This window comes from Maribacter sp. LLG6340-A2 (genome assembly GCF_045057105.1).
Classification (GTDB): Bacteria; Bacteroidota; Bacteroidia; order Flavobacteriales; family Flavobacteriaceae; genus Maribacter.
Map to the genome: position 1 here is coordinate 2,072,767 of NZ_CP159332.1, position 21,197 is coordinate 2,093,963.

Annotated in this window: 20 protein-coding genes; 12 read left to right on the forward strand and 8 right to left on the reverse strand. The window is 37.1% G+C overall.

The features are described 5' to 3' along the window. The first annotated feature begins 156 nt into the window (after nt 1-156). From ABVM52_RS08825 to ABVM52_RS08840, 4 genes are all read left to right on the forward strand, one after another. Nucleotides 157-1,149 carry a sugar phosphate isomerase/epimerase family protein gene (locus tag ABVM52_RS08825; RefSeq protein WP_405385054.1) on the forward strand — a complete coding sequence of 331 codons (993 nt, stop codon included), beginning with the start codon at nt 157-159 and terminating at the stop codon, nt 1,147-1,149. A 16-nt stretch (nt 1,150-1,165) separates the two neighbouring features. Continuing rightward, nucleotides 1,166-1,609, forward strand: a complete 444-nt coding sequence (locus tag ABVM52_RS08830) for a DinB family protein (protein ID WP_405385055.1) — start codon at nt 1,166-1,168, stop codon at nt 1,607-1,609. Further along, complete coding sequence (locus ABVM52_RS08835; protein ID WP_405385056.1) at nt 1,610-2,839, forward strand: MFS transporter; 1,230 nt, start codon at nt 1,610-1,612, stop codon at nt 2,837-2,839. A gap of 129 nt (nt 2,840-2,968) precedes the next feature. After that, nucleotides 2,969-4,108 (forward strand): Gfo/Idh/MocA family protein, encoded by a 1,140-nt coding sequence (locus ABVM52_RS08840; protein WP_405385057.1) that lies wholly within the window; start codon nt 2,969-2,971, stop codon nt 4,106-4,108. Between the two features lie 52 nt (nt 4,109-4,160). Here the strand turns inward: ABVM52_RS08840 and ABVM52_RS08845 are convergent, their stop codons facing one another. Both ABVM52_RS08845 and ABVM52_RS08850 read right to left on the reverse strand, forming a co-directional pair. Then, a complete protein-coding gene (locus tag ABVM52_RS08845) occupies nt 4,161-4,619 on the reverse strand; it encodes an ASCH domain-containing protein (RefSeq protein WP_405385058.1) in 459 nt (152 codons plus the stop codon). Nucleotides 4,620-4,640: 21 nt separating this feature from the next. Continuing rightward, nucleotides 4,641-6,347 carry a GMC oxidoreductase gene (locus ABVM52_RS08850; RefSeq protein WP_405385059.1) on the reverse strand — a complete coding sequence of 569 codons (1,707 nt, stop codon included), beginning with the start codon at nt 6,345-6,347 and terminating at the stop codon, nt 4,641-4,643. Nucleotides 6,348-6,507: 160 nt separating this feature from the next. On the opposite strand from ABVM52_RS08850, the gene ABVM52_RS08855 reads away from it, so the two are divergent. From ABVM52_RS08855 to nadD, 6 genes are all read left to right on the forward strand, one after another. After that, nucleotides 6,508-7,560: a sugar phosphate isomerase/epimerase family protein gene (locus ABVM52_RS08855; protein WP_405385060.1), complete on the forward strand. Its 1,053-nt coding sequence runs from the start codon at nt 6,508-6,510 to the stop codon at nt 7,558-7,560. Nucleotides 7,561-7,570: 10 nt separating this feature from the next. Further along, nucleotides 7,571-8,305 carry a DUF1080 domain-containing protein gene (locus ABVM52_RS08860; protein ID WP_405385061.1) on the forward strand — a complete coding sequence of 245 codons (735 nt, stop codon included), beginning with the start codon at nt 7,571-7,573 and terminating at the stop codon, nt 8,303-8,305. A 15-nt stretch (nt 8,306-8,320) separates the two neighbouring features. Next, on the forward strand, nt 8,321-9,148 hold the full coding sequence (locus ABVM52_RS08865) for a DUF1080 domain-containing protein (protein ID WP_405385062.1): 828 nt from the start codon (nt 8,321-8,323) through the stop codon (nt 9,146-9,148). Nucleotides 9,149-9,273: 125 nt separating this feature from the next. Beyond that, nucleotides 9,274-10,131: a YicC/YloC family endoribonuclease gene (locus ABVM52_RS08870; RefSeq protein WP_405385063.1), complete on the forward strand. Its 858-nt coding sequence runs from the start codon at nt 9,274-9,276 to the stop codon at nt 10,129-10,131. Further along, entirely contained in the window at nt 10,132-10,707 is a 576-nt protein-coding gene (gmk, locus tag ABVM52_RS08875) for a guanylate kinase (RefSeq protein ID WP_405385064.1), read from the forward strand. It begins immediately after the preceding gene. 9 nt (nt 10,708-10,716) lie between these two features. Continuing rightward, nucleotides 10,717-11,301, forward strand: a complete 585-nt coding sequence (gene nadD / locus ABVM52_RS08880; RefSeq protein ID WP_405385065.1) for a nicotinate (nicotinamide) nucleotide adenylyltransferase — start codon at nt 10,717-10,719, stop codon at nt 11,299-11,301. A gap of 2 nt (nt 11,302-11,303) precedes the next feature. Here nadD and ABVM52_RS08885 read toward each other — a convergent pair whose 3' ends face one another. The 4 genes from ABVM52_RS08885 to ABVM52_RS08900 all read right to left on the reverse strand — a co-directional run bounded on the left by ABVM52_RS08885 (nt 11,304) and on the right by ABVM52_RS08900 (nt 16,245). Beyond that, nucleotides 11,304-12,020, reverse strand: coding sequence for a DUF6503 family protein (locus ABVM52_RS08885; RefSeq protein ID WP_405385066.1), 717 nt, complete (start codon nt 12,018-12,020; stop codon nt 11,304-11,306). Between the two features lie 50 nt (nt 12,021-12,070). Continuing rightward, nucleotides 12,071-14,371 (reverse strand): inorganic phosphate transporter, encoded by a 2,301-nt coding sequence (locus ABVM52_RS08890; protein ID WP_405385067.1) that lies wholly within the window; start codon nt 14,369-14,371, stop codon nt 12,071-12,073. Nucleotides 14,372-14,445: 74 nt separating this feature from the next. Then, entirely contained in the window at nt 14,446-15,648 is a 1,203-nt protein-coding gene (locus ABVM52_RS08895; protein WP_405385068.1) for a porin, read from the reverse strand. 240 nt (nt 15,649-15,888) lie between these two features. Next, complete coding sequence (locus ABVM52_RS08900) at nt 15,889-16,245, reverse strand: carboxypeptidase-like regulatory domain-containing protein (RefSeq protein ID WP_405385069.1); 357 nt, start codon at nt 16,243-16,245, stop codon at nt 15,889-15,891. Between the two features lie 178 nt (nt 16,246-16,423). Between ABVM52_RS08900 and ABVM52_RS08905 the strand changes: the two genes are divergently transcribed. Further along, nucleotides 16,424-17,767 (forward strand): deoxyguanosinetriphosphate triphosphohydrolase, encoded by a 1,344-nt coding sequence (locus ABVM52_RS08905; protein ID WP_405385070.1) that lies wholly within the window; start codon nt 16,424-16,426, stop codon nt 17,765-17,767. Here ABVM52_RS08905 and ABVM52_RS08910 read toward each other — a convergent pair. Both ABVM52_RS08910 and ABVM52_RS08915 read right to left on the reverse strand, forming a co-directional pair. Next, nucleotides 17,764-18,891 carry a DUF3078 domain-containing protein gene (locus ABVM52_RS08910; protein ID WP_405385071.1) on the reverse strand — a complete coding sequence of 376 codons (1,128 nt, stop codon included), beginning with the start codon at nt 18,889-18,891 and terminating at the stop codon, nt 17,764-17,766. The genes ABVM52_RS08905 and ABVM52_RS08910 overlap by 4 nt on opposite strands. Next, nucleotides 18,888-20,654, reverse strand: coding sequence for a 1-deoxy-D-xylulose-5-phosphate synthase (locus ABVM52_RS08915; RefSeq protein WP_405385072.1), 1,767 nt, complete (start codon nt 20,652-20,654; stop codon nt 18,888-18,890). Before ABVM52_RS08915 ends, ABVM52_RS08910 begins: the two co-directional genes overlap by 4 nt. A 65-nt stretch (nt 20,655-20,719) precedes the next feature. Here ABVM52_RS08915 and ABVM52_RS08920 point away from each other — a divergent pair, with 65 nt between their 5' ends. After that, nucleotides 20,720-21,163 (forward strand): nucleoside deaminase, encoded by a 444-nt coding sequence (locus ABVM52_RS08920; protein WP_405385073.1) that lies wholly within the window; start codon nt 20,720-20,722, stop codon nt 21,161-21,163. Nucleotides 21,164-21,197 lie beyond the last annotated feature (34 nt).

Consider the following 21,197-nt stretch of genomic DNA (forward strand, 5'->3'; position numbering starts at 1 on the left):
GTTTATCCTCTAAATTTATTAAATATAAAATTAATTCTATACATTTAATGTCCATTCTTATTGCGAAATTCGCTATAATTGGTTTAATGAACGTAATAGTAAGATGTAACGTTTATAACATTAATTATATTTTCAAACAACAACTAACAACCAAAAATGAAAAGAACAAATTTTGTAAAAATTGCCTTATTTGTGGGCATTGGAATCTCGTTATTAGGGACTTACGCTTGTAAGGAAACCAAAAAAGAAAGTGTAGAAAAAGCGGAAACCACTTCAGCCGAAGCTACTGTAGAACCATTTTTTGAGTTATCCTTAGCGCAATGGTCCATGCATAAAATGATTAGGGAAGATGGGGTTGACCCTTATTCTTTTGCGGAAAAAGCCAAAAACTGGGGTTTTACCGGTTTGGAGTATGTAAGTCAATTATATAATCCAGAGTTGGAAAGTGCCAATTACTCTGAAGAGGCTATGGCCAGCTTTGTGGAAAAATCTAACGCGGAAGCCAAAAAACACGGTATGAAAAATGTTTTGATCATGATTGATGGTCAGGGAAATTTAGCCGTATCTGATGAGGACGAACGTAATGAGACCGTTGAAAAACATAAAAAATGGGTAGATGCAGCAGCGGCAATGGGTTGCCATGCCATAAGGGTCAATTTAAATGGTAGTAATGATCCAGAAGAATGGATCAATAACTCTGTAGATGGACTTACGAAACTGGCTACTTATGCTAAAACAAAGAATATAAATGTTTTGGTAGAGAACCACGGAGGCCTGTCCTCTAACGGTGAACTGCATGCCAAAGTAATGGAAACCGTAAATATGGATAACTGCGGCAGCTTACCGGATTTTGGTAATTTCTGTATAGAGCGCAAACCAAACAGTTGGGATTGTGTAAAGGAATATGATAAATATAAGGGAGTTAAGGAATTAATGCCTTATGCTATGGCGGTAAGTGCAAAATCCAACAATTTTGATGCACAAGGTTATGATACCGGTATTGACTACGTAAAAATGTTGAAAATTGTAAAGGATGCTGGATATACGGGCTACATTGGTGTTGAGTATGAAGGATCGGAAATTAGTGAAGAAGCAGGAATTATTGCTACTAGGGACCTGTTGGTTAAAGCAGCCAAGGAAATAGAATAACTACATGATTTAGTCTATGGGTACTTTATTCAATGAATTGTTCGATTATAATTTTTATTGCAACAAAAAGCTGATACAAGAGTGTTTGGCCATGAATACCGTTACACCAAATAGTACTAAATTATTTTGTCACATATTAAATGCACACCATATTTGGAACTCAAGAATTTTAGGTAAACCTAGTGAGTTTCAAGTATGGCAGTTGCATGATATTAAGAATTGGGAAGATATTCATTACGAGAATCAAAGAAGCTCCTTTGAGATAATTTCCAATGCCGATAATTTTGATAAGCGAATAGATTATGAAAATAGTGAGGGAAGGCTTTATACCAACACCTTACAGGACATACTTTTTCATATTATTAACCACTCTACAAATCATCGTGGCCAAATAGCTGTGGATTTTAGGTTAAATGGCCAAACCCCTATAAGCTTGGATTACATTCATTACAAAAGATAGATGAAAAATGCGATAAGAACACAACTATGTATAATGATGTTCTTGGAGTTTTTTATTTGGGGAGCATGGTTTGTTACGCTGGGTACCTTTTTAGGAAATAATCTAAAAGCCACAGATGGCGAAATAGCATTGGCGTTTTCTACACAATCTTGGGGTGCCATCATTGCCCCGTTCATTATTGGGATAATTGCAGATCGGTATTTTAATGCTGAAAGAATATTAGGGATTTTACATCTTTTGGGAGCCATACTAATGTACTTCATGTACCAAAGCAATACTTTTGAAACGTTCTTTATATTGGTGTTGGCATATATGATAGTTTACATGCCTACACTGGCCCTTGTCAATTCAGTTTCTTTTAATCAAATGACCAATCCTGCCAAGGAATTTTCTATGGTCAGGGTTTTTGGAACGTTAGGCTGGATCATTGCAGGACTTTCCATTAGTTATTTCTTTCATTGGGATAAGGGAGAATTCATTACACAGGGATTTTTAAAAAACACCTTTTTAATGACGGCCATTGCCTCATTGGTTCTAGGCCTTTTTAGCTTTACATTACCAAAAACCCCACCAAGGATGGTGCGTTCAAAAAATGTAGCTATTAAGGATATTCTAGGACTAAATTCGTTGCGCTTATTCAAGGACAGGAATTTTCTGGTTTTCTTTCTTTCATCTGTTTTAATATGTATTCCTCTTGCATTTTATTATCAAAATACAAATCCATTTTTGGTAGAAATTGGTATGGATAACGCTACCGGAAAAATGACAATAGGACAAATTTCGGAAATTGTATTTATGCTTTTACTTCCTTACTTTTTTACAAAATTCGGGTTTAAAAAAACAATTTTGGTGGCTATGGGCGCTTGGGTATTACGGTATTTATTGTTTGCCTTTGGAGATGTTGATGAACTGGGTTTTATGTTGCTTGTTGGTATAGCCCTTCATGGTATATGCTATGATTTTTTCTTTGTAAGCGGACAAATTTATACGGACAGTAAGGCCGGGGAAGAATATAAGAGTTCTGCCCAAGGACTCATTACCCTTGCAACCTATGGGGTAGGTATGTTGATAGGCTTTTGGGTGGCGGGTGAAATTTCTACATGGTATCTATTGAAGGACGGAAATCATATGTGGAAGTATATTTGGTTGTACCCGGCAATATTTGCCCTGACCGTATTTGTGCTGTTCACGTTTTTCTTTAAAACCGAGAAAATAGACTATCAGTCTTAGATAAATTCTTTAATTTAAACCCCTGAAAATTGATTTCTATCTTGCTAAATGCATTATGCCCATCAAAAATCAAAAAACATAGACCACAACAAATAATTATAAATTTTTCAATTTAAACAACAAGTAAAAATGCCAAAGAAAATACGATTAGGAATTTTGGGAGGGGGAGGCGATTCCCTCATAGGAGTACTACATAGGGTAGCTTCACAAATAAATGATAATTATGAAATAACGGGTGCGGTATTTAATCCTGATTTTGAGGCCAACAAAGCTTTCGCCGAGGAAATAGATGTTCCCTTAAATAGAATTTATAAAGACTTTGATACATTAGTAGAGGAGGAGTTAAAATTACCGGAAGATGAGCGTATACAAGTATGCTCTGTTTTAACGCCTAATTTCTTACATTATCCAATGGCCAAAAAATTATTGGATAATGGTTTTCATGTTATCTGTGAAAAACCCATGACCACTTCACTTGAAGAGGCTAAGGATTTGCAGAAATCACATGAAAAAGCAGGTACTGTTTTTGCATTGACCCATACCTATACAGGTTATCCTATGGTACGCCAGATGCGTGAAATGATCAAAGCCGGTGCTCTGGGCAAAATTCATAAAGTTGATGCGGTCTACTATCAAGGCTGGATCAATACCATTATCCATGACAAGGAGAAAAGATCTTCTGTTTGGAGATTAGACCCAACAAAAGCAGGTATTAGTTCATGTATGGCAGATATTGGCGTTCATGCTTTTAACATGGTGGAATATACAACGGGATTAAAAGTGAACAAATTACTTTGTGATTTTAATTACCTGTACGAAGATAATAAGATGGATGTTGATGGTACGGTGTTGATCCGTATGGGAGAGCATGTAAAAGGTGTTATTAGAGGTAGTCAAGTGGCTACGGGAGAAGAAAATGGATTAGCAATTGCTATATACGGAGAAAAAGGTGCTTTTAGATGGGAACAAGAGCGTCCTAACTTTTTATATAAGTTGAGCGATACAGAGCCTACACAAGTTTATAAACCGGGCCATGCCTATAATTCTGAACTATCCTTGGACGGTACCAAATTACCCGCTGGTCACCCAGAGGGTATTTTTGATTCCATGGCCAATATCTATAAGGGTGTGGCAAAGGCCATAAGAAAGCAAGATTATAATGATGGCGAATTCCCAACAATGACAGATGGTGTTCGCGGAATGGATTTTATTGAAGCTACCGTAGCATCCAATAAAAATGGTAATGTTTGGGTTGATCTTGGAAATTAAAAAGATTAAACACCTAATAATAAGAAAGAGCCGCTATAAGCGGCTCTTTTTTTTAATAAACTTTTACAAATTCTTGGCAAACTACAATCATACTTTCCTTGGGCTCCCTATCAAAGGCACTGAGTTCCCTTGTAAAATATTCCCAATGAACTTTTTTCCAATATTCCAAAGAGGTATCTCCTTCTCCTTCCAAATGGGCATAAGAGGCATCAATGCTAAAAAAGGGTTTTAATGTAACGGCAGTAGTACGAACTATACATTGGGCTTCACCCTTCCAATTCGTAACAACTATGAATTCACCTATTTTAGGTAGTGGTTCATTTCTATGTTGTAAGCCTAATAATGAATGAGTAGTGGCTTTTTTACTGCCGTTTTTGGTGAGAGCCGCTAGCTCATCCGCATCTTTTTCATTGTCTCCAAAATACACAGCTTTTGGGCTTTCGTTAAAAGCATGTTCTAGATGGGAGTCCAAGTAATCTCCCCACATATTCCTTGCCGAAGCATTTTCCATATCTATTAATTATCTTATTTGTTATGATGAGAATTTGCCCAACTTTAATTGTTCAGCTGCATGGTTTGCAGCCCTGGCGGTAAATGCCATATAGGTTAAAGAAGGGTTTACACAACTGGAGGACGACATAAATGCCCCATCTGTTACATAGACATTGGGGACAAGATGCACTTGGTTGTGTTTGTTTACAATAGAGGTTTTGGGGGAGTGCCCCATACGTGCACCACCCATTTCATGAATACCCAGTCCAGGACCCGTTTCTTGATCATAGGCATTAATGTCCTTGAACCCTGCACTCTTGAACATTGTTACAATTTCTTTTTTAATGTCCTCGCGCATATTATATTCATTTTCCTTGAACTCAACATCAAAAGCCAACTGTGGCAAACCCCATTTATCTTTTTCAGTAGCACTTAAGGTTACCCTATTGTCATCATATGGCAAAAATTCTCCAAAACCTGTTACGCCTATAGTCCAATGGCCAGGTTTAAGAATATGGTCTTTTAATTCTTTACCATAACTCATTTCTGCAATAGTTTCACTCCAATCACCTCTACTTGCCCTGCCTTGGTAGCCAAATCCGCGCAAATAATTGTCTTTTTTGGTTTTCTCGTTCAAGTTTACAAAACGAGGAATATAGAAACCTGTGGGCTGCCTTCCCTTATAGTATTTGTCCAAATACCCATCTACTTTTGCGGACGCACCCAGTTTATAATGATGATCCATTATTCCGCGCCCTAACGCATCTGAGTCATTGCCTAGACCGTTGGGGAAGCGTTTGGACTTAGATTGCAATAATATGCCTACGGATGCCATTGCAGAGGCGCAAAGAAATATCACTTTTGCTTTAAATTCTAATTTTTCATTGGTTTCAGCATCTATGACTTTAACACCGGTGGCTTTTTTTGTAGTGTCATCATATATGATTTCATAAACGATAGAATTAGGCCTTAAGGTCATATTTCCTGTGCGTTCCGCCGCAGGTAAAGTAGATGAATTACTGCTAAAATAACCTCCAAAAGGGCAACCTCTCCAACAGCGGTCCCTGTTTTGGCAAGTGCCTCTTCCTTCAAAAGTGGCATTTGGGTCGGTAATGTGGGCAGTACGGCCAATGGTTACCAAACGGCCATCGTCAAATTTTTCTGATGTGCGTTTCTTAAAATCCTCTTCAACGCAGTTGAGTTTCATGGCGGGTTGAAATTTGCCATCGGGCAAAACCTCAAGTCCCAAATTTTCTCCACTGACTCCTATATATTCCTCTACCTTATCATACCAAGGTGAAATATCTTTATACCTAACTGGCCAATCTACACCTATGTTTTCCTTTTTGTTCGCTTCAAAATCAATATCGCTCCAACGGTAACTTTGACGGCCCCAGGTAAGGGATCTACCACCTACTTGATATCCCCTGATCCAATCAAAACGTTTGGTCTCTACATAAGGGTGGTCAAGGTCATTGACGAAAAAATGCTTTACATCTTGTTTTGGGGCCCAATTTACCCTAGACTGTACAGGATAATTTTTCTTTTCTTCTTGGGATAGCTCGCCTTTTAAAGGGTAATCCCAAGGGTCATCATGCATAGTGGGGTAATCCTCAATATGTTTTACCATTCTACCGCGTTCCAGAACCAATGTTTTTAATCCGTTTTCGGTTAGTTCCTTAGCGGCCCATCCACCACTTATTCCTGTTCCTACAACAATTGCATCATAAACTTCATCTTGATTCATGCTTTAAATTTTATCTTTTTCTATTGGTAATCCCTATATTTATGGCAATTCTTCAAGGTGTTCAGAATTGTGTTATATAATTCTTAAATATAAGATAAATTGACATATTTGAAGTATTTGTACAACTAACTAATTAAAATAACCGAATAGTAAAATTTATATGAAAACAATTAAAGGTCCAGCGGTATTTTTAGCTCAATTCGTAGATAATAAAGCACCATTCAATTCATTGGATGGGATGTGTAAATGGGCTGCGGATTTAGGATATAAAGGAATACAGATACCTACTTGGGAAAGTTTTTTAATCGATTTGGACAAAGCTGCAGAAAGCCAAACGTATTGTGATGAGTTAAAGGGAAAGGTAAATTCCTACGGATTGGAGATTACGGAACTTTCTACCCATTTACAAGGTCAATTGGTAGCCGTTCATCCTGCTTATGACTTAATGTTCGATTCTTTTGCCCCTGAAAATGTTCATGGCAATCCTAAGGCAAGAACAGAATGGGCCGTAGAAACCGTTAAAAAAGCGGCTACGGCAAGTAGAAGACTTGGGTTAAAGGCGCATGCTACTTTTTCAGGTTCTTTATTATGGCATACCATGCACCCTTGGCCTCAGCGTCCTGCCGGTCTTGTGGAAATGGGTTTTGAGGAACTTGCCAATAGATGGATGCCAATATTAAATCATTTTGATAAGGAAGGTGTGGATGTATGTTACGAAATTCACCCGGGTGAAGATTTGCATGATGGAGATACTTTTGAACGTTTCTTGGAAGCTACGAACAATCACAAGAGAGTAAACATTCTATACGATCCAAGTCATTTTGTGTTACAACAGTTAGATTACATTACCTATATAGACCACTATCATGAATTTATAAAGTCTTTTCATGTAAAGGATTCAGAGTTTAATCCTACAGGTAAAAAAGGTGCATTTGGTGGTTATAATGATTGGGGAGATAGAGCCGGTAGATATCGTTCTTTGGGTGATGGTCAAATTGATTTTAAAACCATTTTCTCCAAATTGACCCAATATGGTTGTGACGTATGGGCGGTTATGGAATGGGAGTGCTGTATTAAAAGTCCTGAGCAAGGGGCTCGTGAAGGTGCAAAATTCATACAAGACCATATTATTGAGGCAACGGAGAAGACCTTTGATGATTTTGCAGGAGCGGAAATAGATAAGGATATGTTGAAAAAAATGTTAGGATTATAAATAAACAAGAATGAAAAAAATACTATTAGGTATTGCAGTAGTGATGTTGATTGCTTCATGTAAAGAGGAAAATAAGAAGTCTGCTGAGGCAACTGTAACTGAGGTGGAAATGCCTAAAAATGAATGGGAAATTTTGTTTGATGGCACTTCATTGGATAAATGGAAGGAATTTCAAAATGATTCTGTAAGTAGTGCGTGGACCATACAGGGTGAAGCTCTGGTATACACCCCACCCAGTGAAGAGGAAAGAGTAAACCACGATTTGGTGACTAAGGAAGAATTTACTGATTTTATACTTTCTTTGGAATGGAAAATTTCCGAGGGTGGTAACAGTGGTATATTTTGGGGGGTAAATGAAGATGAAAAATTCAAGACCGGATACCAAACAGGCCCTGAAATACAAATCCTGGACAATGATAAACATCCAGATGCCAAGGCAGGTACTACACATCAAGCAGGTGCCTTGTACGATATGGTTTCACCGGCCAAAGATGTTACTAAGCCAATTGGCGAGTGGAATACAATGGTCCTTACGGTAAATCATAAAGAAAATATGGGTAGTGTTACCTTGAACGGAACGGAAATGGTTTCTTTTCCAATTGCAAATGATGAATGGGATGCTATGGTCTCAAAATCTAAATTTGCTGGCTGGGATGGCTTTGGAAAATTTAAAACGGGAAAAATAGGGTTACAAGATCATGGTAATGTAGTATCCTTTAAAAACATAAAAATTAAACAACTATAACTTAAGCATAATATCATGAGAAATTTCTATTTAATTATAATGTTGGCCTTAACCTTAGGGGTTATATCCTGCAAAGAAAAAGTACAGGTAGAGGAAGTGGAAACCGTACAAGAAAATGTAAAAGATCAAGTCGTTGTCCATGACGAATTTACGGGTGAGGAACCTACCACGCCAGAGGAAACGGAGTTTTACGAACCTAAGGTTCCCGTTGTAAAACCAGGTGTGAACGGAGCACCTCCAAGTGATGCCATAGTACTATTTGATGGTTCTAGTTTGGAAAATTGGATCAGTACCAACGATAGCACGGCAGCAAAGTGGCATTTGAACGATGATGGTAGTATGACGGTTAATGATAGAACAGGCAACATACAGACAGAACAAGAATTTGGGGATATTCAACTACATATAGAATGGAAGTCGCCATTACCTGTACAACGAGAAGGTCAAAATAGGGGTAACAGTGGTATATTTCTTAGTGGTTTATATGAAGTTCAAGTATTGGACCAAAATGACAATCCTACCTATGTAAACGGTCAAGTAGGTTCTATCTACAAGCAACATGTACCATTGGCCATGGCTTCCGTACCTACCGGGGAATGGAACACTTATGATATCATTTATCATGCACCGGAATTTAATGATGAAGGAGGTAAAATAAAATCAGGAGATATTACCGTTGTCCATAACGGGGTATTGGTGCAAGACCATGTAGAAATTAAGGGTACAACCGAGTATATTGGGTGGCCCAAGAACCCTGCGCACGGTAAAGGTCCTTTAATGCTACAGGATCATGGTGATGATAGTCGTGTTAGCTTTAGAAATATTTGGTTAAGAGAACTATAGGCCATTTTTAAAATGTTTAAAAGGAGTAAACGACTATGGTTTGTTTGCTCCTTTTTTATTATTTGGTTACTTTAAAATATGAATTTTACAATTACCTTACCTTTGTTAAAATTTAAAATGCATATATGATCCAATCCATGACCGGTTTCGGTAAGCATGTAATTCAATTGCCCAATAAAAAAATTACGGTAGAAATAAAATCACTTAATAGTAAGAGTATTGATTTAAACGCCCGTATGCCCTCAAATTATAGGGAAAAGGAATTGGAGCTTAGAAAGATAATCGCCAATTCATTAGTACGTGGTAAGGTAGATTTTAGTCTGTATGTAGAACTTACAGGAGATGAAACAACTTCCCAAGTAAATGAAGTTGCGGTTAAACAATATATGAACCAGTTACAAAATATTGCCACTGGTGATGATCTAAGGTTATTAGAAATGGCACTTAGGTTCCCAGACGCTATGAAGACCGCTAAGGAAGATATTGATGAAGTAGAGTATCTGGAAATCAAAAAGGCGTTGCAAGGGGCTTTGGTAGAAATCAATAAATTTAGGTCAGAAGAGGGTAGTGTTTTGGAAAAAGATTTTATGGACCGTATAACCGCATTGCAACAATTGTTAACAGATGTGGTCGCCATTGATCCAGAACGTCAAGCAACGATACGTGAAAGGTTGGAGAAGGCCGTGCAAGACTTGAAGACCGATCTGGATGAAAATAGGTTTGAGCAAGAACTGATCTATTATTTGGAAAAGTATGATATCACCGAAGAAAAGGTAAGGCTGGCCAATCATCTTGACTATTTTAGTAAAACATTACGGTCCAAGGATAGTAATGGTAAAAAGCTGGGCTTTATTTCACAAGAGATCGGCCGTGAAATCAATACCATTGGTTCCAAGGCCAATTATGCACCTATGCAGCAGTTAGTAGTACAAATGAAAGATGAGCTTGAAAAAATCAAGGAACAAATGTTAAATGTATTATAGATGAAAGGGGGAAAATTAATTATTTTTTCTGCACCCTCAGGAAGTGGAAAAACGACCATAGTACGTCACCTATTGGCTCAACCGGAATTAAACTTGGCTTTTTCCGTCTCGGCAACTTCAAGGCCAAGAAGAGGAAAGGAAAAGAATAAGGAGCATTATTATTTCATGTCCGTTTCCGAGTTTAAAAACCACATAAAAAATGATGATTTTTTAGAGTGGGAAGAAGTATACAGGGATAATTTTTACGGTACACTTAAAAGTGAAGTAGAGCGCCTGTGGGCAGAGGGTAAGAACGTTATTTTTGATATTGATGTGGTAGGCGGACTAAGAATCAAGAAAAAGTTCCCGGATATTACCTTGGCGGTCTTTGTTAAACCCCCCAGTGTAGACGAACTTAAGATCAGACTTAAAAAACGTAGCACTGAAAGTGAGGATAAGATTAATATGCGTATTGCAAAGGCATCCGTAGAATTGGCAACGGCCCCACAATTTGATAAAATAATCAAGAATTACGATTTGGATGTGGCCCTAAAAGAGGCTAGAGATCTAGTGGCCACTTTTATTGCTGAGGAATAAGGTAATTTCATGAAGAATATAGGTTTATATTTTGGCACATTCAACCCTATACATATAGGTCATTTGGTAATTGCCAACCATATGGCGGAATTTTCAGATTTGGATGAAGTTTGGTTCGTGGTAACCCCTCAAAGTCCATTTAAAGCCAAAAAAACACTTTTGGATAACCATCACCGGTATGAAATGGTCTATGAAGCTACGGTAGACTATCCAAAATTAAAACCTAGTAAAATAGAGTTTGATCTACCACAACCTAATTATACCATACATACTCTTGTGCATTTAATGGAAAAATACCCTACCCAACATACCTTTTCATTAATTATGGGTGAGGATAACCTAAAAGGGCTACACAAATGGAAAAATTACGAAACCATTTTAGAGAACCATAATATTTATGTTTACCCTAGGGTGTCTAATGGAGCCATTGCACATAAGTTCAAGGAACATGAAAAAATCCATAGGGTAGATGCGCCTATTATGGAAATCTCTTCAACCTTTATAAGAAAAGCGCATAAAGAAGGTAAAAATATAAAACCTATGCTACCTCCGGAAGTTTGGAAATATATGGATGAAATGAATTTTTACCGTTAATTTTATTGAGCTTTAAACAAAGTATCTGTGGCAAGATAGGCATTGTCTTTGTTGTAATACCAAGCCCTAGTTTTTGGAAATTGGATTCCGTGAATGGTTATCAAATCTGTCAATAGTATATACTCTCCATCGTTTTTACTTTCATCATGAAAAAATTGATAGATTTCCATAGCGTAGGTTTTAGGGTCAAAATAAAAATACCAAGTATCTTGCCCCACTTCTTTTTCATAGTTGACCTTAAGAACTAAATATTCTTTTCCTTTAAAAGTTTGTTTTACAACCTTAGGGTCTATTCGTGTACCAGGATCCTTTAGTTTCATGGGCAATCCGTATAAATACGTGTAATAGTTCTTCATTAATTGCGCGCGGTCACATGTAATTCTTAAACTATCCTTTACTTTTTTCGTAATAGTGGTACTTCCGTTCAATTTTAAAATGCATTCTTCTTTATTCAGTTCAGACTCAATAATATGGTTGTTCTGTTTAACGGTAGATTTAAAATAGTTTGCCGGGAGGTCAAGCTCAATACGTGTACTGCGCAATGCTGCTTTGGGAGATTCCATTTCAATTAATAACTTTCCTTGAAAGGTTTTCCAATTGTTTTGTGGATCGTGAAAAGCAATGGCATTATTAAGTAATTGTTCTCCCGTTAAGTTTTGTCCGTAGGTATAAATAGATTGAAACAGGATTATGGCTAAATAAAAGTACCTTGTCTTCATAGTAGAGTTTAAGGACAAGGTACTTATAATTTTAATGACTTAGCAGACTATTATTTTTTTGACGATTCTATGGTAGCGGGTGCTACGGAGCTGTCATGTTCATTATGGTATTGTTGTAAAAGATTCATGACGGAGGTCATTAAATCCTTGGTTTCCAACAATAGGGAGAAGTACAACGTTGTGTTTTTAGGACTGGATTCTTCTGTCCTTGTTCGGGCCACTTGTGTTTGAATCTTGTCAGATACCATTTGGAAAAGTTCCTGTTTCTGGTTTAGAACATTACCTATTTGTTCAAAAGATTGATTGGAAAAAGCCTCTTGTGTCTGATTCAAAATTTCTTCCAATTTTAAATCTATCTGCTTTAATTCCTTTATCTGGTTGTATTTTAATTTTTTATGGTTGTTGTTTACATGTTTATGACTAACCTTTCCTATATATTCCAAGGACTGGGCTATATCTGTAAGATATCCTAAGGTGTTTATATAAAAATTACTGGCGCCTACACTATTTTCATCAAGATTCTTGATGAAATAAAATATGTGATCCCTTAGATCATCAATTTCATTGGAGAGTTTTTCGCCCTGTTTTTTATTCTTTTTTAGTTGGTTTACGTCTTGTTTGGCCAACCCGCTTATAGTGTTCGTATAAATTTTGTTGGTCCTTTTTAAAACATTTGAAATATTCATTGCACTTTCAAATATGACACCTTGAATAGAACTGCTCTCTGCCCTGTTTAGCGAATCTTCCGCTTTTAACTCCTTGGCTTTCTTATTGTGCGAAATGTAATTTCTAGCCAATAATAGAATTGCAGCAAACAACAATATTGCTAGTGCAGCGCCTTTTCCAAAACTGATTAAGGTCAGGATAATACCAGATGCTATAAAGGCGATTATTGCGGTACCAAACCAGCCGCCAATTACATTCAGCACACCGGCTACTCTATACACCGCACTTTCTGCACCCCAAGCTCTATCTGCCAATGATGTGCCCATGGCAACCATAAAGGTTACATAAGTAGTGGATAATGGTAGTTTATATGAGGTGGCAATAGATATCAGAATACCTGCAACCATTAGGTTAACTGCGGCACGTACCATATCAAAGGCAGGCAATTCGTGTACTTTCTTTTTTGACAATGCAATTACAGGCTTATCAAACTGTTTTTCTATTTTTTTCTGTAAAGAATTGGGAATTGTGTTGCCTATCACTGTAGATACTGAAATAGCCAACCGTACCAAACCTCGCGACAAGAAGTTAGGTTGAAAACGTTCTTTAGTATCTTCTTGACTGGATAGGTCTATAGATGTCTTAACAACGCTTTTTGCCTTGCTGGAAAACCATAAAGTCAGGACCATGATCATACCGGCTATAAACAGCAATAAAGTAGGTGTAGGGACTTTTTTGGCCAAAATTCCCATACTAAATTCAGATGCTTCTATGCCAGAGGCCAACCAGGCTTCATAAGATTGCCAAGCAGCTATGGGTACACCAATAAAATTCACCAAATCATTTCCTGCAAAAGCAAGGGCAAGGGCAAATGTTCCCACGCCAATTATCAATTTATAAATGTTCACCTTGGCCAATTTCATTAGAATAAAAGAAAACAACGACCAAACCAGAAAGATTACGACTACCAAACTAAGTAATTGGGTCTCTAAAAATTCCTTAATCGTAATACCTCCAATAATATCATATGCTTCACCTGCAAAAGCGGTTCCGCCTATACCCTTCATCAAAATGAAATAGGTCATAGAGGACAACGCAAAACCACCAAAAAGTGCGCCTACCCAAGTAGGTTTTTTGTCAAAATTAAAAGATAGAAGAAGTCGAGATGCCCACTGTACCAATGCCCCAATGGAAAAAGCGACCACCACAGATAGTAATATTCCAAATATGATTTGAATGGCCTTGTCATTGTTGATGTAGTTGATTACATCAAGAAAACTACCGTTATCTGCACCAATTTTTATTAAAGACATGGCTACGGCCGCACCCAAAAGCTCAAAAACTATGGATACCGTTGTAGAAGTTGGCATACCCAAAGTATTAAAGAAATCCAGTAGAAGAATATCCGTTATCATTACGGCCATGAAAATGAACATGATTTCATCAAAATAGAATTCACCGGGGTTAAAAATTCCCTTTCTGGCCACTTCCATCATACCACTTGAAAACAATGCTCCGGCAGCAATTCCAAAACTTGCTACTATCATTATGGTTTTAAAGGATATTGCCTTTGAGCCAATGGCGGAATTCAAGAAATTTACCGCATCGTTACTTACGCCAACAACAAGATCCGCAATGGCCAAAACGGCTAACGCGATAAGCATTAAAAAATAAATATTATCCATAATTCAGTTCGCTATCAATTTGCAAATATCATTATCGCCAATGGCTGCAATGTTAGGTTAATGTTATTATTTCACTAGAAATGAACCTCTAATTGTAATCTGTAAGTCAATACATCTGTGCTAGTTATCTCTGAAAGGTAGCTAAGATCTGTTTGAACTTTTAGTTTGTGACCTACAATATACTTTGAAAGTCCTAAAGTATATTGTTTTTGGTTATTTAGACCTGTTATTTCCTTATCTAGATCTATTCTGGTAAAACGGCCAGATAATTCCCAATTACTATCAAATAAATACCCGATTTGCAAATTTAGACCGTTACCAACTTGTACAACTTGACCTGTTTCAGAACCATCTGAATTCTTGGCAATAGGGTCATTGGCCACTCTATTGGCGTACTCACCCATAAACGAAAATCCTTTGTATTTGAACATGGCATCTATAAAAACCGTATTGATGTTGGTCTCAAAAAAACCAATATCGTTAAAGAGATAGGTGCCTTGATTACTTCTTGTCTTTACCGCGTTTTGATTACTGTCATAGGTAGCCGCTATCATTAATTTTGGGGTTTGTTCCCTTTTAAGGTCACTTGCTTTGTAATCTCCATTCGCCAAAAATTCTCCAAATGGCAGTAGTTCTAAACGTGTAGTGTATTGAAGCCCCCCTAAATTTTCTGTAGTAATATTTCTACCTTCACCTTGCGATAGGGCAAAAATTTCTCGCACTAAAAATTTGTTGCCAAAATTAAATTTGTGTCTTAACTGAAAGCCCATATCACGGTCTATCGTAAACCTAGCGTTCAATAATGAACGATCTACTTGTAAAAGGTTTCCTGATGAAATTACTCGTTCTATATTGCCGGGTAATTTTGTTTGGCCAAACCATAGTTCAAAATTTTTGTAGAAGTTCCACTGAACTACGGCATCAAGTACATAACGTGGTGCATTACCTGTAAATTGGGTTGCTCCGGACAAATCTCTATTAGAAAGCCCTAGTTCTATTTTATATTTTAATTTGGGAGAATACGCAAATCCGTCAAACTTTAGTCTGGCCCTTCTAACCAGAAAATTTTGTCTGGGATCGGTAAGGTTGTTATTTTCTGAATTCCAAGTATTAGTGGCTAGTATTTGCATACGGGCACCCACTTTCATAGTATAGGAACTATCTTTTCCTACCAAATTGAACAACCCATTACCAAAATAGGGCGCATGTGATTCTTGACCTTTAAGTGCGTTGTAAAACAGCAAAAAAAGGCCTAACCATAAATGGCTATACTTCATTAACTATTAATTTTTGTCGACTGCAAATTACCGAAATGAACCTAAAGTTCCTACCATTAAAGGTAAACAGGAATTTTATTGATCCTGTTTGCTATACATTCAATTATTAACTGGATTAACTAGTTGATTTACTTTAAAATAAAGCGAATAAAAAAAAGCTACCAAATGGTAGCTTTATGATTTCAAAAAACCAGTCGACAAAAACTAATAGTATTAGAAATCATTTCTAAATTTCATATGTTATCTAGATGATGTTTTTTGAGCGGATAAATCTGCCATGGTCATGGTTTTGGCCTTTAGGCTTGCTTGTACATTTTTAACTTCGCCAGATGCAACCGTTATTGGCAACTCCATTGGTTCATATCCTAAAAATTGAACTAAAAGCTTGTAAGATCCCGGTATTAGGTTGTCAAACTCAAAGTTTCCCCTAAAATTGGTATGGGTGCTTAAATTGGTGTTCTTTATGGTTACAGTAGCCATTAATAGGGGCTCGTTGAATAACTCTGCGTCCAATATTTGCCCTTGTATGGCACTTGTTTCTTGAGCGTACATTATGGAACCAATGCATACTGCAAATAAGAAAACTAATTTTTTCATGTGTACTTAAAATTTCTTTTGCAAAGAAATTACCGCTACGTTAAGTTAAGGTTAGCTCATGTTTATGAATATATATTCTTAAGGTTAAGATATTGCTTCTGTTTATTTGCTTTTAACGAACTTCTTACCATTAATGAAATAGCAAAAAATGTATCTTGCAGACTTCAAATAAAAACTAATGAACTGGGAGCAATTACTTTCGTTACGTAGACAGGGTGACAAACATAAACGCTTGCGCAATGAGCAGGATGAGACACGTTTGGGTTTTGATGTGGATTATGACAGGATTATTTTTTCATCGGCTTTTAGAAGTTTACAGGATAAAACCCAAGTAATACCATTGTCTAAAACAGATTTTGTTCACACTAGACTTACCCACAGTCTGGAAGTCTCTGTGGTTGGCCGTAGTTTGGGTAGACTGGCAGGTAAAAAAATCATAGAAAAACACCCTTATTTGCAAGAAGTACATGGATATAAGTTTAATGATATTGGGGCTATAGTTGCCGCAGCTGCCTTGGCACATGATATAGGAAACCCACCTTTTGGACATAGTGGGGAAAAAGCTATAGGTGAGTATTTTAAAACTGGAAACGGTGTACGTTTTAAGGAGTATTTAACTGAAGTGGAATACCAGGACATTATAGATTTTGAGGGAAATGCGAACGGATTTAGATTATTGACTCAAGATAGGGCAGGGGTTTCTGGCGGATTACGACTTAGTTATGCCACTTTAGGGGCTTTTATGAAATACCCTAAAGAATCATTGCCCAAAAAACCATCTAATCATATATGCGATAAAAAATTTGGATTTTTCCAAAGTGAAAAGCATACTTTTAAAGAAGTAGCAGAGGATTTGGGACTGCCTACAAGAAGCTCCAATGCTATAATTTCCTATGGTAGACACCCACTTACGTTTTTGGTCGAAGCTGCGGATGATATCTGTTATACGATAATAGATTTTGAAGATGGCATAAATTTAGGATTGATATCTGAAGATTATGCCCTTGAATATTTGATTAAACTGGTCAAGGACACCATCAATACTAAAAAATACAATTCTTTAGAGTACAAGGAGGATAGGTTGAGCTATTTGCGCGCACTGGCAATTAATACCTTGATCCAAGATGCGGTTGCCATTTTTATTGAAAATGAAGACAGTATTTTAAACGGAACTTTTGACTGTTCTTTGATGGAAAAAAGTGCGTATAAGGCACAAATTGAGGATATTATTAATTTAAGTGTACAGAATATTTACCAATCTCAAGAGGTCGTAGAAAAGGAAATTGCAGGTTATACCATTATTTCGGATATTTTAGATGTTTACATTGCGGCCCTAATAGGTAAAAAGAATCAGCAGGTTTCTAATTATCACAAATTAATACTACGAACGTTACCAGGATTATATAGGCAAACAGATGGCTCTATTTATGATATTTTATTGAATACGTGTAGTTACGTGGCTAGTCTTTCTGACAGTGCGGCCGTACATATCCATAATAAAATCAAAGGCAAACAACTCTAAAAACCATACAGTATACCAACACCCAAAACTTGCTTAAATTGAATCTTGGGCATGCCGGGGTCGGTTATGGTGCCGTTATCGTTTTTTACAACATCAAACAAAATATCATCGTCATAAATTAATTGGGTGCCCAAACTGGTACTAATATATTTATTGACTTTCATATTAAGGTTAAGCTCCCAATCCACATCAACGTTGCCAAAACTTTTAATATAGTCCGTATATAGATTAATCCTACTTTTTAATTCTATATTATCTGCAAGGGAATAATTGAAATTATTGGTGATCAGTATACCTATTTCCAATAAATGATTTTCTCCGGGTGTTAGTACATTACCGTCCTCGTCTAAAATTGCTTCCTGCACACCAAAAGAGCCATTGTCTGCCAAATTCTGATCCAATACAAAGGTGGATTTTTGGGTTAGCGGGGATAGGTAAAGATTAAACTTTTCATCTTTAGTTATGAACGATGTACCCGCACCAAATAATAGATAGCCCGGTGCCATAAACCTGGATATTGGAGTATCCCTATCCGGGTATTTATAACCGTTGGAAAATTGAGTGTTAAAATTGAGCTGTACCGAGTAAAACCATCTACTGGTATTATCTTTCTTGAACCCTAGGTTAGAACTTAATCGTATAACATCTTCCGTCTTTCTTAATTTACGCCCTTCCTGTGCATTTAATCCATAGCGTAATTCTAAATTATTGTCCCACTGGAAATTGTTGAATTTGTATTTTCTGGCAAACTTCAAAAAACCTAGTCCACTTACGGCATTGTCCCCACCAGCGTTCCAGTTTACAAAAGCTACCTCGCTTATGTTGATACCAAAACTATTTTCCGTTTCCCAAAAAGAGGGCACCCTAAATCTTTGAAACCCTTTTTCCAGGGTTTTCGTTTTCTTAAAATCAATATTGGGTATTTGAAGATTTACATCTTTTTTTAGGGAGGAAATCTTATCCAATGTTCTACGAATTACTATGGTATCTACCGCAGTAGAATCTAAATAAACACTATCTATAATTATTGGTGCCGGTATAGTATCTTGGGCCTGGGCAGCCATTGCAACCAATAAAAAAAGGGGTAATAAGTTTTGAAGACATTTTGAAACTATTCTTTTCATAGAAATTGTTGTACATATTTTTTTACGGACATCTTATCTATCCCTGCTTCTTTATATAATTCTTGGGTAGGTCCATGGGGTATAAAGACATCAGGGATACCAAATATCTTAATAATTTTATTCATTTCAATATTATTTGCAAAATCTAGGACCGCACTGCCAAAACCGCCAATTGCAGCACCGTCTTCTACGGTAATTATATGGTCAAAATCTTGTAAAATGTGTTTTAGCAACCCATGATCCAATGGTTTTATGAAAGGAAAATTATAATGGGCAACTTTAGAATTCGTATCCATTTCCTGTAAGAGCTCAGTCATGGTATTTCCTATGGGGCCTGTGCTTAATATAGCAATATCGCATCCTTTTCTTAGTTGTTGGCCTTTTCCTATCTCCAGCTTTCTCATCGCTTTTTGCCATTTCACCAAAGCACCTCTGCCTCTAGGGTATCTAATGGCAATAGGATGTTCTAGGCCTAATTGGGCCGTGTACATCATATTACGTAGTTCAATTTCATTTAAAGGGGAACATATTATTAAATTGGGAATGCACCTTAGGTAAGAAATATCATAGACACCGTGGTGGGTGGGACCATCTTCACCAACCAGACCGGCCCTATCCAAACAAAAAATGACGGGTAGGTTTTGTAGGGCAACATCGTGTATTACCTGGTCGTATGCGCGTTGCAGGAAGGTGGAGTAAATGTTACAGAATGGAACTAGGCCATCTGCTGCCATACCTGCGGCTATGGTTACTGCATGCTGCTCTGCAATGCCTACATCATATGCCCGTTCCGGTAATGCATCCATCATAAATTTCATTGAACTGCCAGTGGGCATTGCAGGTGTGATCCCTACAATTTTGTCGTTTTTAGTAGCCAGTTCTACCAAAGTTTTACCAAATACATCCTGGAATTTAGGAGGCTGGTCATTAATTAGATTCTTTTCAAGTTCACCGGTCTGTTTATTGAATTTTCCAGGGGCATGGTAAACAACTTGATTTTCCTCCGCTTTCTTAAGCCCTTTGCCCTTGGTTGTAATTACATGCAATAATTTTGGACCTTCAATTTTTTTAAGGCGATCTAGTTCGCTAATCAATTCGGGTAGGTTATGTCCATCTATAGGTCCGGAGTAATGAAAGTTAAGACATTCAAAAATATTCTCTTCCTTAGCAGTACCTGTTTTTACGTTGGTAAGATATTTTTTTAAGGCACCCACACTTGGGTCTATGCCCATGGCATTATCGTTTAGAACAACCAGAATATTTGCATTGGTCACTCCGGCATGGTTCAAACCTTCAAAGGCCATACCACTAGCAATAGATGCATCTCCAATAACCGCAATATGCTGCCTGGTTAGATTTCCTTTTAGTCGTGCAGCTAATGCCATACCCAAAAGTGCGGAAATAGAGGTAGAGCTATGACCTGTGCCAAAAGCATCATAAATACTTTCTTCCATTTTAGGGAAACCACTGATACCACCAAATTGCCTATTAGTATCAAAAATAGATTTTCTACCTGTGAGTATCTTATGTCCATAAGCTTGGTGTCCTACATCCCAAATGAGCTTATCTGTAGGGGTATTAAACGTAAAGTGAAGAGCAATGGTAAGTTCCACCACACCAAGACTAGCTCCTAAATGTCCTTCTTTTGTGGATACAATGTCTATGATAAACTGGCGTAGTTCAAAAGCTAAATGGGTTAATTCTTCAGTACTTAACGTTCTGAGATTTTTTGGTGAATTTATATGTTCTAGAATTGCTTTCACTTCATCATTCTAATGAGCCAACAAAAATACTTTATTAAAAATGAAACTGTTGTATTTTTGAACTTATGGTTTTACCCTTTGATGATCGTTATTTTATGAATAAAGCCCTACAAGAGGCAACTTATGCCTTTGAAGCTGGAGAAATACCTGTAGGGGCCGTTATTGTAGTTCAGGATAAAATTATTGCGAGAGCGCACAACCTGACAGAAAAACTGAACGATGTAACCGCACATGCAGAAATGCAGGCCATTACCTCTGCGGCCAATTTTATTGGAGGTAAATATTTAAGGGATTGTACGTTGTATGTTACTCTGGAGCCATGTCAAATGTGTGCCGGTGCATTGTATTGGAGCCAAATAGGGCGAATTGTTTATGCAGCCAAGGACCTTCATAGGGGTTGTGGTGTCATGGGCACGACCTTACACCCTAAAACAAAAATTGAGGGTGGTATTATGGAGCAAGAGGCGGCCATGTTGTTGCAGCAATTTTTTGCCAAGAAAAGAAAGTAACTTTTAAATAAAAAACCATGTAAAACATGGTTCA

Bases quoted from the DNA above. Each gene is read 5' to 3' on its own strand.
- ABVM52_RS08895 (WP_405385068.1), bottom strand. From the start codon at position 15,648: ATGAAGTATAGCCATTTATGGTTAGGCCTTTTTTTGCTGTTTTACAAC.
- ABVM52_RS08830 (WP_405385055.1), top strand. From the start codon at position 1,166: ATGGGTACTTTATTCAATGAATTGTTCGATTATAATTTTTATTGCAAC.
- ABVM52_RS08920 (WP_405385073.1), top strand. From the start codon at position 20,720: ATGGTTTTACCCTTTGATGATCGTTATTTTATGAATAAAGCCCTACAA.
- ABVM52_RS08835 (WP_405385056.1), top strand. From the start codon at position 1,610: ATGAAAAATGCGATAAGAACACAACTATGTATAATGATGTTCTTGGAG.
- ABVM52_RS08840 (WP_405385057.1), top strand. From the start codon at position 2,969: ATGCCAAAGAAAATACGATTAGGAATTTTGGGAGGGGGAGGCGATTCC.
- ABVM52_RS08885 (WP_405385066.1), bottom strand. From the start codon at position 12,020: ATGAAGACAAGGTACTTTTATTTAGCCATAATCCTGTTTCAATCTATT.
- ABVM52_RS08905 (WP_405385070.1), top strand. From the start codon at position 16,424: ATGAACTGGGAGCAATTACTTTCGTTACGTAGACAGGGTGACAAACAT.
- ABVM52_RS08855 (WP_405385060.1), top strand. From the start codon at position 6,508: ATGAAAACAATTAAAGGTCCAGCGGTATTTTTAGCTCAATTCGTAGAT.
- ABVM52_RS08910 (WP_405385071.1), bottom strand. From the start codon at position 18,891: ATGAAAAGAATAGTTTCAAAATGTCTTCAAAACTTATTACCCCTTTTT.
- nadD (WP_405385065.1), top strand. From the start codon at position 10,717: ATGAAGAATATAGGTTTATATTTTGGCACATTCAACCCTATACATATA.
- ABVM52_RS08870 (WP_405385063.1), top strand. From the start codon at position 9,274: ATGATCCAATCCATGACCGGTTTCGGTAAGCATGTAATTCAATTGCCC.
- ABVM52_RS08900 (WP_405385069.1), bottom strand. From the start codon at position 16,245: ATGAAAAAATTAGTTTTCTTATTTGCAGTATGCATTGGTTCCATAATG.
- ABVM52_RS08890 (WP_405385067.1), bottom strand. From the start codon at position 14,371: ATGGATAATATTTATTTTTTAATGCTTATCGCGTTAGCCGTTTTGGCC.
- ABVM52_RS08850 (WP_405385059.1), bottom strand. From the start codon at position 6,347: ATGAATCAAGATGAAGTTTATGATGCAATTGTTGTAGGAACAGGAATA.
- ABVM52_RS08865 (WP_405385062.1), top strand. From the start codon at position 8,321: ATGAGAAATTTCTATTTAATTATAATGTTGGCCTTAACCTTAGGGGTT.
- ABVM52_RS08860 (WP_405385061.1), top strand. From the start codon at position 7,571: ATGAAAAAAATACTATTAGGTATTGCAGTAGTGATGTTGATTGCTTCA.
- gmk (WP_405385064.1), top strand. From the start codon at position 10,132: ATGAAAGGGGGAAAATTAATTATTTTTTCTGCACCCTCAGGAAGTGGA.
- ABVM52_RS08845 (WP_405385058.1), bottom strand. From the start codon at position 4,619: ATGGAAAATGCTTCGGCAAGGAATATGTGGGGAGATTACTTGGACTCC.
- ABVM52_RS08825 (WP_405385054.1), top strand. From the start codon at position 157: ATGAAAAGAACAAATTTTGTAAAAATTGCCTTATTTGTGGGCATTGGA.